We start from the raw sequence: 13,522 nt of genomic DNA, 5'->3' as shown, positions 1-13,522 counted from the left end.
GCAATTGCTACAAGCGCGATGAGCGTATCCGTATTCTCTCCGAGCGCATTCTCCCTCGAGCCAAGCTCGCCCTGCGCCACGGGAGTCCCTTCCGCCGCCGGCCCGCGGCTCACACAGGAGCAAAGCCATTACCGAGCTAGGCTGCATTCTTTGGCTACCGGAGCCGGCATCAAGGTCGCGGTTATTGACACCGGTGTCAGCCCCCACGAGCAATTGGCAACCGTACATCCCGGAGCAGACTTTATAGCCCCTGAAGAGCCCGAACCGTGGCTTGACTGCGATATGCACGGCACCGTCGTTTCCGGAATCATTGCGGGCCACGACATCGGCATCGCACCCCATGCGGAGCTCTATTCAATAAGGCAGACCAGTACTCACTATCGCCACTTCGCGCCGGCGCCTCCAGCAGAAGGCGGTGATTCCGCAGGAGGTGCGCTTGCTGCAATGTCTGGAAACCTAGACACACTTGCAGCCGCGATCATGGATGCGGTTGCGGCGCAGGCGCGAGTCATCAACATCTCTGTGGTGTCTTGTCTTCCTGCGGATCACGCGGAGAGACTCGACACCACCGGCTTGGACTCCGCGCTCCTCGCAGCCGAGGAAGCAGGTGCCGTCGTAGTCGCCGCTTCCGGAAATGCCTCCTCCGGAGGCTGCGCGCATGGTGATACTGTCTACCCGGCGCACGGACATACCGTGCTTGCGGTCGGAGCCACGCAGGATGCGCATACGCTCGCCGAGTACTCGATCCGCTCCGGCGAAGTGGCACTGAGCGCGGATGGGCATCTACCGCTCGTGCTCAATCCCGCCGGAGGCTGGGCCACCGCAAAAAGGGATAATGGCCAGGACATGGAGTTCCACGGAACCTCCTTCGCCGCCCCAGTAGTCGCGGCAACAGTAGCTTTGCTAGCTCAGCGCTACCCGGAGGAATCCCCGGCGCAACTGCGTGCGCGCATCTATCAGGCTGCGAGGCCATCCCATGGTTTCATCGATCCCCTCGCGGCCCTGACCCAAGTACCTGCGGAGTACACGGTGCCGGCTCGGGAGAAAGTGCTCACACACGCCGCAGCCACGCCAACGCCGGTTCCGGCACGCATGGGCCTTATGGTTCTGACCGCGCTAGGACTTCTGACAATGAGCTTGGCGTGGCTGGGGTGGCGCCGCGCGGCACGTTCCTGACGCGCCACGACCGCCCCTATACGCCAAGCCCTATGTTTAAAGACCTAGTAAGACACTCGCAGGGCCGTCTCACGGCTAAGCTGCGATCCGGCAGGTAGAAGCCGCAGAATCTCCCAAGGAACCTGTGCGGCTACCTGCGTTCCCAACATCGCCAGGGTCTCGGGAGACTCGACCTCATGGCGCAGTCCTGTCGGCGCCACGACGTGGTACCCGTGGCCGCTGTCTACGCCGACTCCGCCCGCGCTGAGCCCACCAAATCTATCAGCGATTCCTTCACCTGAGAGCTCGATGGTGCCCTCCCTGGGGAGCAGGAGCGCCGCTCCCGCGCCGGGGGAGGCACATAGCCAGCCCTGTTCGCCCGTGACCATTTCCAGCGGTGATTCTGGAAGATTGAAGGCCAGCTCGGTGTCGTGCTGCTTGGCGACGTCGCTTTCAGCAACGTCGCGCCGCCGTGCACCCGTCCCCAACAGCATTTCAGCTTGAGCTTCCGTTAGTCTGCTTACGCCTTCCTCGTTGCTCATCCACAACCCGGCACCGGTATCCCAGATCTCGGGCGGGTGGGCCGGAAAACTCCACGGTTCTAACTCGGCAAAGGCATTGAGCAGCTCCGGTGGAAGGTGCCACACAAAAGTGCTCTCCGCGATGCCTAATGCACGGCGCAGAACTCGGCCCTGGACACTGGACTGCTCAGGAATGGCTACTCTGCCTTGAGCACTGAGCAGCCATTGCTTTCCCTCGAACTCCGCCAGCGCCCCCTGAGTAAGTGACAACGACTCGGGCCCAGCATCCGCCACAACGATGACTTCTCCCTCACGCACGGGCGTGGAATCAATGGTGGTCAGCGAAGGCGTTGCCTCCTCGCCGGCTCCTGCGAAACACGCCGCCCAATCCCGCTGCTTGTGCGGGGAGTAAGCAGCGAGGAATCCGGGCGCGTCTTCGATTCCAACCGGAGACCCCAGGCGCGCCTGAGTGAGGTACTCCTCCCCTATACTGCGCGCGGAGACTGGCTCTCCGCTGATGATGCGCGCCGAGGACAGATTAGCCACAGGGTGATAGGTTTCTCCCACGAGGACGAAGAGCTGCCCGCGCTTTGACTCGACCACGGGGGCATCCCCTGGGCGGGGATTAGGCTGCAGCCACGCCAAAAGCCCCGATCCTAAGGCGAGCAGTGCCACAACTACTAACGCGCAGACGAGCGCGCGTTGTCGAGACGCAAGCGGATCGTGGAGCATGCGGATATCGCCTAAAACGAGCCCGTGCTCGATGCGGCGCAGAAGGAACCGGTGACCCGATACTTGTGCCTTTGTAGTTGGCAATGGACGCGCCACGTTTTACCCCCATGTACTGCGGCTATTGCGGCCTCTTCACACCCCTTGCGAAGAAGACCAAGTGAGCCACAGGTTAGCGCAGCTTGAATGGCGGCGCCACTCGAGAAGTGACTAACCCAGCTCGGAGGCGCTGCGCCGGCCGCGGGTCAACTCCGAACGGGCCACAAGCTCATCTTCCCCTGCCGGATAATCCACGCCTACTAGGCTCAGCCCATTGGCGGGGGCGACGGGGACTTGGGAGCTGCGCTCGCTCTTGGACAACAAGGCCGCCGCAAAATCGACGTCTCGCGCCCCCTGCCCCACCCGTAGACAGCAACCTACCAACGAGCGCACCATCGACCAGCAGAAGGCATCGGCTACGACGCTGGCCTCAAAAAGCTGCGGCTCATCAGGTGTAGAGACATCGCGCCAGTCGAAGGACTCCAGGGTGCGAATAGTCGTTGCGTGCGGCTTGGCCTTACAAAAGGCTGCGAAGTCATGGAAACCGACGAGGACATCCGCAGCCTCCTGCACGAGGCGGAGATCAATCGGCTTTGTCCACACCGCTGTATCGCGGGCGCGAGTGGACAGTGCTCCCCTGGGGTGGGTGGTCACGCGGTAGATATAACGACGTCGCAAAGCAGAGAAACGCGCATCGAAGCCGGCGGGTGCAAACTGAGCGCGATGGACGCGCACGTCGGGCGGCAAGAGCTTGGCCAGGCGCGGGACCAAGGTGGAGGGATCCCCGGCGATGGAGCGCTGTTCGAGCGCGCTGAGCGGAACATCGAAGTGCGCAACTTGTCCGCGCGCGTGCACGCCGGCATCGGTGCGTCCTGCAACCACTAACTCGATGGGCTCGCGCAAAACTAGGTGCAAGATCTCCTCAAGTGTTTGCTGAACCGAACGAATGCCGCCCTTTTGCCGCGCCCAACCGTGAAAATCCGTTCCATCGTAGCCGAGGTCAAGGCGCAAGCGGCACAGAGCCGATCCGGCGGCTGCGCTGGGGACAGTAGAGGGGGCTTCGTTCATGGCATGTCGATGCTACCCCAAAGCCGCTGAGGTATAGAAAAACCCTAGACCGCACTCCCCTCTACCTGCCCTCCCGATTCCCTTTCGGGAACGAGAAGACTGATAAGGAAGTGCGGCCTAGGGCGTGATTCAGATTGAGAATCCGCAGGGAAAACTACTTCTCCTCGGCTGGGGTCTCGGCGACCTCTGCCTCGGTGGACTCTGCTGCGGTGTCCTCTGCAGCCTCTTCCTCAGCCTCAGCGGCCTTGGAAGCGGCGGCGCGGGTGGCGCGGTCAGCCTCTGCAGTCACAGTCTCGTCGAGGACGAGGGAAACCTGGGACATGGGGGCGTTGTCGCCGGTGCGGCTGTCGAGCTTGACGATGCGGGTGTAGCCGCCCTCGCGGTTCTCGAACTTCGGGCCGAGCTCGTCGAACAGGTGCGCAACAACATCCTTGTGCGGGATGAGCTTGAGTACCTGGCGGCGGTCACTGATGGTGCCGGACTTGGCCTTGGTGATGATTTTCTCGGCGTAAGGACGAAGCAACTTCGCCTTTGCGTCGGTGGTCTTGATTGCCTTGTACTCGAAAAGGCTGGCAGCCAGGTTGCTCAACAGATGAGCCTGCTGAGCTGCGGAGCCTCCGAGACGGGCACCCTTCTTAGGGGTTGGCATGATGTACTCCTCGTGTGCGGTAAAAATTGAGCGCGCGGCGGGCTTTAAGCCCGTCGCAGTTCAGGATGATTCTTTACTCGGAATCCTCCGCAGCTGGATCCTTGAAGTCTCCAGTTTCTGCGTCGTAGCCTTCGAGCTGAGTTGGGTCGAAGTCCTCAGGGGTGTCCTTGAGGGCCAGGCCCAGGTTAGCCAGCTTGATCTTTACCTCATTGATCGACTTCTGACCGAAGTTGCGGATATCCAACAAGTCCGACTCGGTGCACTCTGCGAGCTCACCGACGGTGTGGATCTCCTGACGCTTCAGGCAGTTATAAGAGCGAACGGAGAAGTTCAGATCCTCAATGGGCATGCTGTAGGCCGCGATGTACTCCGTCTCCTGCGGGGACGGACCAATCTCGATACCTTCAGCAGCCGTGTTCAACTCGCGTGCCAAGCCGAAGAGCTCCACCAAGGTGCCGCCGGCCGAAGCCAGGGCATCACGTGCGGAAATAGAGTTCTTGGTCTCAACATCAATGATCAGCTTGTCAAAGTCGGTGCGCTGCTCAACACGAGTAGCTTCGACCTTGTAAGAGACCTTGAGAACCGGCGAGTAAATCTGGTCGATCGGAATACGCCCGATGTCACCAGAAGTAGACGCGGCGGGAACGTAGCCACGGCCACGCTCGACGACGAGTTCTACGTCAAGCTTGGCGGTGTCATTGAGGGAAGCGATGTGCAGATCCGGGTTGTGGATCTCCACGCCAGCCGGAGGCTGGATGTCGCCCGCAGTGACCTCGCCAGGCCCTTCCTTGCTCAGGTACATGACCACCGGCTCATCCGAGTCGGAGGACAGAACCAAACCCTTGATGTTCAAGATGATCTCAGTGACGTCTTCCTTGACGCCGCTGATGGTGGTGAACTCATGGAGAACGCCATCAATCTTGATCGAAGTAACCGCAGCACCCGGGATGGATGACAGCAGGGTACGGCGAAGAGAGTTGCCGAGGGTGTAGCCGAATCCCGGCTCGAGGGGTTCGATGACGAACTTCGAGCGGGAGGAATCGATGAACTCCTCGGTGAGCTGGGGACGCTGGGAAATGAGCATTAATAATCTCCTTGTCGACGACCGCTATTTGACGTCGGTAGAGGGTGAAAGATGAAGCCTGTAATGAAGACTGTGAAGAAGCCGACGGTGCGATGAACGCGGCCAGAGTGCCGCGCACAACACCGAATGCTTACTTCGAGTAAAGCTCGACGATGAGCTGCTCCTGCAGCGGAACATCGATCTGAGCGCGCTCGGGCAGCTGGTGCACGAGGATGCGCAGGGTGTCAGGAACGACCTGAAGCCAAGCGGGAACGTTGGCGTCAACCAGACGATCCTGAGCGTCTTCGAACCATTCCATCTTCTTGGAGCGGTCACGGACATCGATGATGTCGTACTGGGTGACCTGGAAGGAAGGAACGTTGATGTTCTTGCCGTTCACGGTGAAGTGACCGTGGCTGACCAGCTGACGCGCCTGACGGCGGGTGTTGGCCAGACCAGCGCGGTAAACCACGTTGTCCAGACGGGACTCCAGCAAAACAACCAGGTTGTCACCGGTCTTGCCCGGGCGGCGGTTAGCCTCAGCGTAGTAGCGGCGGAACTGACGCTCCAGCACACCGTAGGTGTACTTAGCCTTCTGCTTTTCCTGCAGCTGCAGCAAGTACTCAGATTCCTTGATGCGGTTGCGGCCAGCCTGCCCCGGTGGGTACGGGCGGCGCTCGAATGCCATGTCGCCGCCGACTAGATCGACGCGAAGACGGCGGGATACGCGGGTAGCGGGGCCAGTATAACGAGCCATTTTCTTACCTCTTCCTTTCCCTTAAACCTTGCGGCGCTTGGTCGGACGGCAGCCGTTGTGCGGCTGGGGGGTGGCATCCGTGATCGAGGAAACCTCGAGGCCTGCAGCCTGCAGGGAACGGATGGCGGTCTCGCGGCCGGAGCCCGGACCCTTGACGAATACGTCAACCTTCTTCATGCCGTGATCCATTGCCTTACGAGCGGCGCTCTCAGCAGCCATCTGTGCGGCGAAAGGAGTGGACTTACGGGAACCCTTGAAACCGACGTGGCCGGAGGATGCCCAAGAAATAACAGCACCGGAAGGATCCGTGATGGAAACGATGGTGTTGTTGAAGGTGGACTTGATGTATGCGTGGCCTACGGCCACATTCTTCTTGACGGCGCGGCGCCCAGTGCGACGCGCGCCGGAACGAGTCTTTGGAGGCATTAACTACTTCTTCTTTCCTGCGATCGTCTTCTTCGGACCCTTACGCGTACGAGCGTTGGTCTTGGTGCGCTGACCGTGAACGGGCAGGCCACGACGGTGGCGGATGCCCTGGTAGCAGCCAATTTCAATCTTGCGACGGATATCAGCCTGTACCTGGCGGCGGAGGTCACCCTCGACCTTCCAGGTGGACTCAATAACGTCACGCAGCGCCGATACCTGATCATCATCAAGGTTGTCGGTGCGCAGGTCAGGAGAAATGCCAGTCTTTTCCAGCAATTCCTTGGCACGGGTGGGCCCGATGCCGTAGATGTAGGTGAGAGCAACTTCCATGCGCTTGTTGCGTGGGAGGTCTACACCAGCTAGACGTGCCATATGGCGTGTCCTTTCGGTTTTTTACAGTGGTTTTCTCCCCATCCGTCCCACCCCATGCAGCACTTCGTTTCCGGTCCGTGCCGGATCAGTGGGCCACTTTTAATAGGAGTAGGCTCAGGCCACCGTGGCCTGAGGTAAAAAAGACGCAGAATCTCGCGCCCTGGGTAAGGAGGCTTACAGTGTTTACTTGTAGCGGTAGACGATGCGTCCGCGGGTTAGGTCATAAGGTGACAGCTCCACAACGACGCGATCCTCTGGGAGGATGCGGATGTAGTGCTGACGCATCTTGCCCGAGATATGGGCCAAGACTTTGTGGCCGTTATCGAGCTCGACACGGAACATTGCGTTTGGCAAGGGTTCAACGATGCGACCCTCGACCTCAATTGCGCCTTCCTTAGCCATAACCTCTACTTTTCTAGGCGACGAACAAGTGGGTTGCCGCCTGCATTTGGATATCTACTGCGAGGTGTCAGCGAACTCATATTAGAGTCACGCCTACACCAGCGTCTTAGCTTACGCGTTGCTGCAGGGTTTTCCAAACGCGATAAAACAAATGCCCACTTCGCAGTCAACGACGACCGAGAAGTGGGCAACAAACAAGCGGAGCGACTAGTAGATAACTACCTTTGATCCGACTGGAACATCATTCCAGAAACGAACCGCATCATTGTGCGGCAGGTGGATGCAGCCATTGGACTCATAGGCGGGCGAGCCCTCGTGGAAGGCGTGTCCGCTGTTGGTGAAGTACATCGAGTAAGGCATCGGGGCGTTGTTGAACTCGCGGGAAATCTCATCCTTGACCTTGCGGTTGATGTAGAAGGTTCCACGCGGGGTCTCCTCACCGGCCATGCCGGAGGAAATAGCGGAAGCAACGTAAGTCACCTCACCATTGGGGCCCTGCAACCAGGAACGCTTGCCATCGAGGTCAACACAGACCTTTGCGTCGAGCGGGCAGCTCCCGCGATCAAACTGGTTGGCAGCACGCTCTGCCTCCGCACGCTCGGAGGCGGCGCGGGCCTCAGCCTCCTGGCGAGCAATCTCCTCCGCGTGGGCGCGATCCGCAGCCTCACGCGCGGCACGAGCTTCAGCGTTCTTCTGCTCAATGAGGCCCGGGAACACGGCATCCACAGCGGCGTCTACCGCGGGACGGATAGCCGCAGCAGCCTGGGGATTGACGGTTTCCAGTTGTTGCAGGATCTGATTGCGGGTATTCCATGCCCCTTCGCGGGTCTGCCCCACGAAGTTATCAAGCTGCTGACGGGCCTCAGCAGAGAGCTGATCAGCCTGGGATTGCACCTCTTCGATGCTAGGCAGTTGCTGGGCGCTGGCTGCGGGAGCTCCCAACAAAGCCGTGAGCGCAAGTGCGCCGGCGGTGACGGGAGCTACGAAAACGCGGCGCAGAAATGGCGTGGCTTTGCGGCGGGGAGATTGTGACATGCCAGGAAGTATAGCCCCCAGCAGCCCCAGGTACTACTCGCCGCGGCGATGTGCTACCCCCCTGATGCGGGGAGAAACCCGCACGACCACTGCCAAATAAGAGCAGATCTAGCGGCGCGTGAGAATCCGCGGACCATGCGCGGTGGCAGCAACCGTGTGCTCCCAGTGCGAGGCTAAGGAACCGTCAAGCGTGACTACTGTCCAGTCATCCTCGAGAACGGCGTTGTCCTCGGTACCCAAAGTGAGCATTGGTTCGATGGCTAAGACGGAACCTTCTTGAATAAGCGGGCCACGTCCAGCCTTGCCTTCATTGGACAAGTAAGGCTCCTCGTGCATCTCGTGCCCGATGCCGTGCCCGCCATATCCATCGACGATATATAGATTCACGCCGAACTTCTCCTCAGCGCGGTAGGTGGCCTGCTCCAGAGCGGCAGAAACATCCGTCAAGCGGTTGTCAGGAATCATGGCCTTCATGCCTTCGTGGAGGACCCACTCGGTTGCCTCATTAAGGGCGTTTGCTTCTGGGGTGAGCTCACCTACGCCAAAGGACCAGGCGCTGTCCCCCACCCAGCCGTCTAGCGTGGCGCCGCAGTCGATAGAGACGAGATCGCCGTCGCAGAGAACAACGTCCACCGTAGGAATCCCGTGCACGATAACCTCGTTGACCGAGGCGCAGATTGAGGCCGGGAAGCCCTCATAGCCCTTGAAGGTGGGATAGGCACCGGCTTGACGGATGGTGTCTTCAGCTACCTGGTCTAGCTCCAAGGTGGTGACGCCTGGTGCTGCAGCCGCGCGGACTGCTTTCAGCGCCGCGCCAACGATCTCTCCCGCCACCTGCATGGCGTCGAGCTCCCCTGGGGTGCGCGCGATGATCTTCTTGGTGCGACGATGAAAAGCCATAACTACTTTCCGATAGCCTGCAGGGTGCGGGCGTTGATGTCTTCCACGGTGCCCTCAGCCTTGACGGAGATGATCTTGTCGCCGTAGTGCTGGATGAGCGGGAAGGTCTCGTCACGGTAGACACCGAGACGGGTGCGAATGGTTTCTTCATTGTCGTCCGCGCGACCGCGGGCGAGCATGCGCTCGACGACGACGTCTTCTGAGACCTCAAAATTAATGACACCGTCAAGCTTCAAGCCCTTGTCTGCCAAGAGCTTTTCCAGGATGTCTGCCTGCTCTACCGTGCGGGGGAAGCCGTCCAACAGGAAGCCCTGCTGCGCGTCCGCTTGGGAAAGACGGTCCTCGACCATGCGGGCCGTGACGTCGGTGGGGACGAGCTTTCCAGCATCGATGTAGGACTTAGCCTCAACGCCTAGCGGAGTTCCCTCACCAATGTTGGCGCGGAAGAGATCACCGGTGGAGATGTGCGGCACGCCGAGCTTTTCGCTGAGGATAGCAGCCTGAGTGCCTTTTCCGGCGCCGGGAGGGCCGAGGAGTACGTAACGCATTACTTGAGAAGTCCTTCGTAGTTAGATTGCAAAAGCTGGGATTCTATCTGCTTGACCGTTGTCAAGGCGACGGAAACCATAATGAGGATAGCCGTACCACCGAAAGCGGACGCACCGCCCGCGGAACCATGTCCCACGCCCAGATCCAAGAGGATATTCGGCAGGATTGCGATGATGGCGAGGTACAGGGATCCAACGAAGAGCAAACGGTTCATAACGAACCCGAGGTACTCCGCGGTGGGCCGACCCGGACGGATACCCGGGATAAATCCACCATACTTCTTCATATTGTCGGCCTGCTCGGCGGGGTCATACTGCACGGAGACGTAGAAGTAGGAGAAGAAGATGGTGAGCACAAAGTAGACCACGATGTACTGCCACGAGGAGGGCGACTGCAGGTGCGCAATGATATTGCGTTGCCACCAGTTATCCGGGGTGGCTGCAGAACCGGAGGTAACGATCTGCGTGATGAGGACCGGCATGTAGACCAAGGAAGATGCGAAGATAACGGGAATAACGCCGGCCTGGTTGACCTTCAAAGGTAGGTAGGTGGAAGAACCACCGTACTGACGGCGACCCACCATGCGCTTGGCGTACTGCACCGGAATGCGGCGCTGGCCCTGCTCGATGAAAGTGATGCCAATGACCAAGACGATGAGGCCCACGATAATCATCGCAAGAACCAAGCCGCCGTTGTTCTTGAGGATTGATACGCCATCGGTAGGAAGACGCGTTGCGATACCGGCGAAGATGAGCAGGGACATACCGTTACCGATGCCCTTTTCAGTGATGAGCTCACCCATCCACATAACCAAGATGGCGCCGGCGGTCATGGTGATGACCAGGCTGATAAGCGTAAAGAAGTTACGGTCCTCAGCCAAGACGGCCACGCCTTGACCCAGCAGCTGCTCGCGGTCAGCCAGGGCAACGATGCCCGAGGACTGTAGGATGGCCAGAGCCAGAGTGAGATAACGCGTATACTGCGTCATCTTGGCTTGACCGGACTGCCCCTCTTTCTTCAGCTGCTCGAAGTGCGGGATGACTACCGTCAGCAGCTGCACGATGATCGAGGCCGTAATGTACGGCATGATGCCGATGGCGAAGATAGACAGCTGCAGCAACGCTCCGCCGGAGAAGAGGTTGATGACGGAGTAAAGGTTGCCAGACTCCTCAGTCAGCGTGCGCAGACGTCCCGCGATAGAGGCGTAATCGACACCTGGGGACGGGATCTGCGCGCCGATGCGATAGGCGATAATCATCACGATGGTGAAGATGATCTTCTTACGCAGATCGGCGTCCTTAAAAGCCTGCAAAATGGCGGACACTACAAAATCCTCCTGGCCTTTCGCGCGGCCAGCTCCCCCGGCTTTTCCGGGTATCACTCAAGCACGCGAAGGTGGAACTCATCTGCCCAGTGAGAAGCCGCGACGCCGACGTTTAGGCGGCGCTTAGAATTCTCTCAGGGACGGTTGAACACTTATGACCCTATTACCCTACCAGTCTTGGCAACTGTGTCCACAAAGCACAGGGTGTTTAGGATAACAAAAGTGCCCGCACTCGCCTATAAAGGTGAGTGCGGGCACTTAAAGCAGTGCTAGAGAGAACTACTTGGTTGCGGTGGTGGAACCACCGGCAGCCTCGATCTTCTCAACAGCGGACTTGGAGAACTTGTCAGCGGTGACATTCAGCTTGACGCTGATGTCGCCGTTGCCCAAGACCTTGACCGGCTGGTTCTTGCGAACCAAACCGGCGGCGACGAGATCGGCCACCGTGACGTCTCCGCCAGCGGTGAACTTCTCAGTCAAGTCGGCCACGTTGACTACCTGGTACTCAACATGGTTGGGGTTCTTGAAGCCCTTGAGCTTGGGCAGACGCATGTGGATCGGCATCTGGCCACCCTCGAAAGCGGCCGAGACCGTCTTGCGAGCTCCGGTGCCCTTGGTACCGCGGCCAGCGGTCTTACCCTTGGATGCCTCACCGCGGCCAACGCGGGTCTTCGGCGTGTTTGCACCTGCGGTTGGGCGCAGGTCGTGCAGCTTGATGATATCAGCCATGGTTTACTCCCCTGCCACTTCTTCGACTGTGACCAGGTGACGCACCTTCTGAACCATTCCGCGCACGATCGGGGTGTCCTGCTTGATAACAGACTGTCCGATACGCTTGAGGCCGAGGGCCTCGATGTTGGCGCGGTGATTCGGCTTGGTGCCCACAAGGCCCTTAACCTGAGTAATCTTCAGAGCCATTGTTATGCCTCCTGACCTGCGCGCTTGCGCAGCATACGGGCCGGGGTAACCTCTTCGACGGTCTTGCCACGACGAGCGGCAACCTCTTCGGGGCGAACCAGCTGCTTGAGGCCGTCCACTGTAGCGCGGACGACGTTGAGAGCGTTGTCGGAGCCGAGGGACTTCGACAGGATGTCCTGCACGCCTGCACACTCAAGCACGGGGCGGGCAGCGCCACCGGCGATAACACCAGTACCAGGAGCGGCCGGCTTCATCATGACGATGCCAGCTGCGTCGCGACCCTCTACGGGGTGGGTAATGGTGCCAGCAATCATCGGCACGCGGAAGAAGTTCTTGCGAGCCTCTTCTGCGCCCTTCTGGATTGCGGCCGGGACCTCTTTGGCCTTGCCGTAGCCGACGCCGACCATTCCCTGACCGTCACCGACGACCACGAGGGCGGTGAAGGACATGTTGCGTCCACCCTTGACGGTCTTGGAGACGCGGTTGATGGTGACTACGCGCTCGATGTACTTATCGCGCTCGTTGTCCTGGTTGCGGCGATCGTTACGACGATCGTTGCGACGGTTGTTTCCGCCGCTCTTGTTATCGGCGGAGCGTCCGCCGTCACGCTGTTCACGGTCCGACATTAGGCGTTCCTTCCGTTGATGTTTCCGTTTGCGATGATCATTAGAACTTCAGACCACCTTCGCGTGCGGCCTCTGCCAGTGCGGCAACACGCCCGTGGTACTTGTAGCCTGCGCGGTCGAAGACGACCTTCTCGATGCCAGCTGCCTTGGCGCGCTCTGCGATGAGAGCACCTACCTTGGCGGCCTTGGCCTTCTTGTCGCCCTCGATGGCGCGCACGTCAGCTTCCATGGACGAAGCGGAGACCAGGGTGTGGCCTGCCAAGTCGTCGATGACCTGTACGTGGACGTGGCGCGAGGTACGGTGCATGACCAGACGCGGTGCCTCTGGGGTGCCGCGCAGCGTCTTGCGGATGCGGAAGTGACGGCGGGCGCGTGCTTCGCGACGACGGGACGAGATGTCCTTGCCGATTGGGGTGCGCTTAGTGTTTTCAGTGTTAGCCATTGCTTACTTACCCGTCTTTCCGACCTTGCGACGGATCTGCTCGCCATCGTAACGAATGCCCTTGCCCTTGTAAGGATCATCCTTACGCAGACGACGGATGTTAGCGGCGATCTGTCCGACTTGCTGCTTGTTGATTCCAGAAACGGAGAGCTTGGTTGCTCCGTCGACAGCGAAGGTGATTCCTTCCGGAGCCTCAATGAGGACCGGGTGGGAGTACCCCAGAGCGAACTCGAGGTTCTTGCCCTTGAGCTGAACGCGGTAGCCAACACCGAAGATTTCCATCTTGATGGTGTAGCCCTCAGAGACGCCAACAACAGCATTGTTGATCAGCGAGCGAGAAAGACCGTGCAGAGCGCGGTTCTTGCGGTTCTCGTCGGGGCGGGCGACCTTGATTTCGCCGTCCTCGACTGCTGCGGTGATCGGCTCAGGAAGCACGACGGTTTGAGTTCCCTTGGAACCCTTGACCTCGACCTCGGAGCCATTGATCTTGATTTCGACGCCGGATGGTACGGCGATTGGTGCTAGACCGATACGTGACATGTGTCAA

General features: G+C 59.7%; 18 protein-coding genes. 1 reads left to right on the top strand and 17 read right to left on the bottom strand.

The genetic code is table 11. The features are described from left to right. Positions 1-18 precede the first annotated feature (18 nt). A complete protein-coding gene (locus F4V60_RS02325) occupies positions 19-1,176 on the top strand; it encodes a S8 family serine peptidase (protein ID WP_141255892.1) in 1,158 nt (385 codons plus the stop codon). A 44-nt stretch (positions 1,177-1,220) separates the two neighbouring features. Here the strand turns inward: F4V60_RS02325 and eccB are convergent, their stop codons facing one another. From eccB to rplF, 17 genes are all read right to left on the bottom strand, one after another. Next, on the bottom strand, positions 1,221-2,492 hold the full coding sequence (gene eccB, locus F4V60_RS02320) for a type VII secretion protein EccB (protein WP_232315960.1): 1,272 nt from the start codon (positions 2,490-2,492) through the stop codon (positions 1,221-1,223). Positions 2,493-2,615: 123 nt separating this feature from the next. Next, positions 2,616-3,512 carry a tRNA pseudouridine(38-40) synthase TruA gene (gene truA, locus F4V60_RS02315; protein ID WP_075729147.1) on the bottom strand — a complete coding sequence of 299 codons (897 nt, stop codon included), beginning with the start codon at positions 3,510-3,512 and terminating at the stop codon, positions 2,616-2,618. A gap of 154 nt (positions 3,513-3,666) precedes the next feature. After that, positions 3,667-4,161, bottom strand: a complete 495-nt coding sequence (rplQ, locus tag F4V60_RS02310; RefSeq protein ID WP_075729146.1) for a 50S ribosomal protein L17 — start codon at positions 4,159-4,161, stop codon at positions 3,667-3,669. Positions 4,162-4,234: 73 nt separating this feature from the next. Then, positions 4,235-5,245, bottom strand: coding sequence for a DNA-directed RNA polymerase subunit alpha (locus F4V60_RS02305; protein ID WP_075729145.1), 1,011 nt, complete (start codon positions 5,243-5,245; stop codon positions 4,235-4,237). 130 nt (positions 5,246-5,375) lie between these two features. Beyond that, on the bottom strand, positions 5,376-5,981 hold the full coding sequence (gene rpsD, locus F4V60_RS02300; RefSeq protein WP_075729144.1) for a 30S ribosomal protein S4: 606 nt from the start codon (positions 5,979-5,981) through the stop codon (positions 5,376-5,378). Positions 5,982-6,002: 21 nt separating this feature from the next. After that, the gene (gene rpsK, locus F4V60_RS02295) at positions 6,003-6,407 is read right to left on the bottom strand and encodes a 30S ribosomal protein S11 (RefSeq protein ID WP_075729143.1); all 405 of its coding nucleotides are present in this window, start codon (positions 6,405-6,407) and stop codon (positions 6,003-6,005) included. 3 nt (positions 6,408-6,410) lie between these two features. After that, positions 6,411-6,779 (bottom strand): 30S ribosomal protein S13, encoded by a 369-nt coding sequence (rpsM, locus tag F4V60_RS02290; RefSeq protein ID WP_075729142.1) that lies wholly within the window; start codon positions 6,777-6,779, stop codon positions 6,411-6,413. A 183-nt stretch (positions 6,780-6,962) separates the two neighbouring features. After that, positions 6,963-7,181, bottom strand: a complete 219-nt coding sequence (infA, locus tag F4V60_RS02285; protein ID WP_003854422.1) for a translation initiation factor IF-1 — start codon at positions 7,179-7,181, stop codon at positions 6,963-6,965. Positions 7,182-7,388: 207 nt separating this feature from the next. Then, entirely contained in the window at positions 7,389-8,216 is an 828-nt protein-coding gene (locus tag F4V60_RS02280; RefSeq protein ID WP_075729141.1) for a L,D-transpeptidase, read from the bottom strand. Between the two features lie 108 nt (positions 8,217-8,324). Continuing rightward, positions 8,325-9,116, bottom strand: a complete 792-nt coding sequence (map, locus tag F4V60_RS02275; RefSeq protein WP_075729140.1) for a type I methionyl aminopeptidase — start codon at positions 9,114-9,116, stop codon at positions 8,325-8,327. A 2-nt stretch (positions 9,117-9,118) separates the two neighbouring features. After that, positions 9,119-9,664, bottom strand: a complete 546-nt coding sequence (locus F4V60_RS02270; RefSeq protein ID WP_075729139.1) for an adenylate kinase — start codon at positions 9,662-9,664, stop codon at positions 9,119-9,121. Then, positions 9,664-10,989, bottom strand: coding sequence for a preprotein translocase subunit SecY (gene secY / locus F4V60_RS02265; protein WP_075729138.1), 1,326 nt, complete (start codon positions 10,987-10,989; stop codon positions 9,664-9,666). Before secY ends, F4V60_RS02270 begins: the two co-directional genes overlap by 1 nt. A 279-nt stretch (positions 10,990-11,268) precedes the next feature. Beyond that, complete coding sequence (rplO, locus tag F4V60_RS02260) at positions 11,269-11,718, bottom strand: 50S ribosomal protein L15 (protein ID WP_075729137.1); 450 nt, start codon at positions 11,716-11,718, stop codon at positions 11,269-11,271. Positions 11,719-11,721: 3 nt separating this feature from the next. Beyond that, entirely contained in the window at positions 11,722-11,907 is a 186-nt protein-coding gene (rpmD, locus tag F4V60_RS02255) for a 50S ribosomal protein L30 (RefSeq protein WP_035106576.1), read from the bottom strand. 2 nt (positions 11,908-11,909) lie between these two features. Then, positions 11,910-12,533 (bottom strand): 30S ribosomal protein S5, encoded by a 624-nt coding sequence (gene rpsE / locus F4V60_RS02250; protein WP_075729136.1) that lies wholly within the window; start codon positions 12,531-12,533, stop codon positions 11,910-11,912. 40 nt (positions 12,534-12,573) lie between these two features. Beyond that, complete coding sequence (gene rplR, locus F4V60_RS02245; protein ID WP_075729135.1) at positions 12,574-12,975, bottom strand: 50S ribosomal protein L18; 402 nt, start codon at positions 12,973-12,975, stop codon at positions 12,574-12,576. Between the two features lie 3 nt (positions 12,976-12,978). Then, on the bottom strand, positions 12,979-13,515 hold the full coding sequence (gene rplF, locus F4V60_RS02240; protein ID WP_075729134.1) for a 50S ribosomal protein L6: 537 nt from the start codon (positions 13,513-13,515) through the stop codon (positions 12,979-12,981). Positions 13,516-13,522: the final 7 nt, after the last annotated feature.

The organism is Corynebacterium flavescens (assembly GCF_008693105.1).
Lineage (GTDB): Bacteria > Actinomycetota > Actinomycetes > Mycobacteriales > Mycobacteriaceae > Corynebacterium > Corynebacterium flavescens.
This window is presented reverse-complemented; position numbering and strand designations above follow the sequence as displayed.

What these genes read in the sequence shown, in the direction of transcription:
- F4V60_RS02325 (WP_141255892.1), top strand. Translation starts at nt 19, where the DNA reads ATGAGCGTATCCGTATTCTCTCCGAGCGCATTCTCCCTCGAGCCAAGC.
- truA (WP_075729147.1), bottom strand. Translation starts at nt 3,512, where the DNA reads ATGAACGAAGCCCCCTCTACTGTCCCCAGCGCAGCCGCCGGATCGGCT.
- rplQ (WP_075729146.1), bottom strand. Translation starts at nt 4,161, where the DNA reads ATGCCAACCCCTAAGAAGGGTGCCCGTCTCGGAGGCTCCGCAGCTCAG.
- F4V60_RS02305 (WP_075729145.1), bottom strand. Translation starts at nt 5,245, where the DNA reads ATGCTCATTTCCCAGCGTCCCCAGCTCACCGAGGAGTTCATCGATTCC.
- rpsD (WP_075729144.1), bottom strand. Translation starts at nt 5,981, where the DNA reads ATGGCTCGTTATACTGGCCCCGCTACCCGCGTATCCCGCCGTCTTCGC.
- rpsK (WP_075729143.1), bottom strand. Translation starts at nt 6,407, where the DNA reads ATGCCTCCAAAGACTCGTTCCGGCGCGCGTCGCACTGGGCGCCGCGCC.
- rpsM (WP_075729142.1), bottom strand. Translation starts at nt 6,779, where the DNA reads ATGGCACGTCTAGCTGGTGTAGACCTCCCACGCAACAAGCGCATGGAA.
- infA (WP_003854422.1), bottom strand. Translation starts at nt 7,181, where the DNA reads ATGGCTAAGGAAGGCGCAATTGAGGTCGAGGGTCGCATCGTTGAACCC.
- F4V60_RS02280 (WP_075729141.1), bottom strand. Translation starts at nt 8,216, where the DNA reads ATGTCACAATCTCCCCGCCGCAAAGCCACGCCATTTCTGCGCCGCGTT.
- map (WP_075729140.1), bottom strand. Translation starts at nt 9,116, where the DNA reads ATGGCTTTTCATCGTCGCACCAAGAAGATCATCGCGCGCACCCCAGGG.
- F4V60_RS02270 (WP_075729139.1), bottom strand. Translation starts at nt 9,664, where the DNA reads ATGCGTTACGTACTCCTCGGCCCTCCCGGCGCCGGAAAAGGCACTCAG.
- rplO (WP_075729137.1), bottom strand. Translation starts at nt 11,718, where the DNA reads ATGGCTGATATCATCAAGCTGCACGACCTGCGCCCAACCGCAGGTGCA.
- rpmD (WP_035106576.1), bottom strand. Translation starts at nt 11,907, where the DNA reads ATGGCTCTGAAGATTACTCAGGTTAAGGGCCTTGTGGGCACCAAGCCG.
- rpsE (WP_075729136.1), bottom strand. Translation starts at nt 12,533, where the DNA reads ATGTCGGACCGTGAACAGCGTGACGGCGGACGCTCCGCCGATAACAAG.
- rplR (WP_075729135.1), bottom strand. Translation starts at nt 12,975, where the DNA reads ATGGCTAACACTGAAAACACTAAGCGCACCCCAATCGGCAAGGACATC.
- rplF (WP_075729134.1), bottom strand. Translation starts at nt 13,515, where the DNA reads ATGTCACGTATCGGTCTAGCACCAATCGCCGTACCATCCGGCGTCGAA.